Genomic DNA, 1,080 nt, shown 5'->3' with positions numbered 1-1,080 from the left:
GGTTCTTCTTCAATTTAGTTGAAAAGAGCTGTCTTATAATCCAATTTCCATAAATTAACGATCTATGAATTTAAAGAATTCCCGATTGTTTTTCCTGTTTTAAACCACTGATATTCAGTGATTAATCATGTGTAAATATTAGGTTACCTGGCCCTTTTTCCGTATCTTTATATCGCCAAACATAAAGAATAACCGAATGCCAGATAAACCTAATATAAACAAAGTTACAATAAAACCATCATTAAACAATAATGATGGTTCAACTATTTTTAATAAAGACAATAGCTTAGCCTCTATTTATCAATCATCAGACATTGCTATCGAAGATGTACGTCATGATGGAAATGCTATAATTCTTTATTCAAAAAGCTCTAAGTCAAGTGGAACATGTCCTTATTGTGGAAATGAGAGTCATCATGTCCATAGTCGATACATTAGAAAAATAAATGATTTGTCAATACTAGGCAAAGAGGTTGTTCTGTTTTTTGAATCGCGAAAATTCTTCTGCAAAAATGAAGATTGTCATAAAACGACATTTGCCGAACAGCCTGGTAATGAAATCTTTCGCTATCGCAGACGTACACGGCGATTAGAGTTAACCGTAATTCGTAATGGTCTACTAATGCCTTCCATCCCCATCAGTAAACTCCTCTCATATTGCGGTGTCACATTAAGTTCATCAACCCTACTGCGTTGCCTTCATCGCCTCTGTCCGCCTGATTACAAGAGGATTGCAAGAATTGGAGTTGACGATTGGGCTTGGCGTAAAGGTGTGTCATATGGAACGATTGTCATCGATTTATTGAATAGACATCCGATTGATTTATTGCCCGATCGTGAAGAAAAGAGCTTCCGTGACTGGATGGAAGCACACCAGCAGGTAAATCTTGTCAGCAGAGATCGGTCTACCGCTTATAGTTCTGCCATTGCTTCGATCGGACGCCCCATTGTGGAGGTTGCAGACAAGTTCCACCTTATCAAGAATATGCAAGAACACATGGCCAGGCTTATCAGTGAACATTATGCAGATTACTGCAATAAAATCAGGAAGAAAGAATCCAGGAATGATTGCCTTTTACA

General features: G+C 37.8%; 1 protein-coding gene. It reads left to right on the top strand.

Going from position 1 to position 1,080, the window contains the following annotated elements; genetic code table 11:
• Positions 1-196: 196 nt before the first annotated feature.
• A partial coding sequence (locus ACESQI_RS24100; protein ID WP_373127377.1) for an ISL3 family transposase occupies positions 197-1,080 on the top strand: 884 nt, incomplete at its 3' end.

This window comes from Bacteroides sp. HPS0048 (assembly GCF_964240755.1).
Classification (GTDB): domain Bacteria; phylum Bacteroidota; class Bacteroidia; order Bacteroidales; family Bacteroidaceae; genus Bacteroides; species Bacteroides nordii.
The sequence above is the reverse complement of the archived record's forward strand: the minus strand, read 5'-3'. Positions and strand labels throughout refer to the sequence as shown.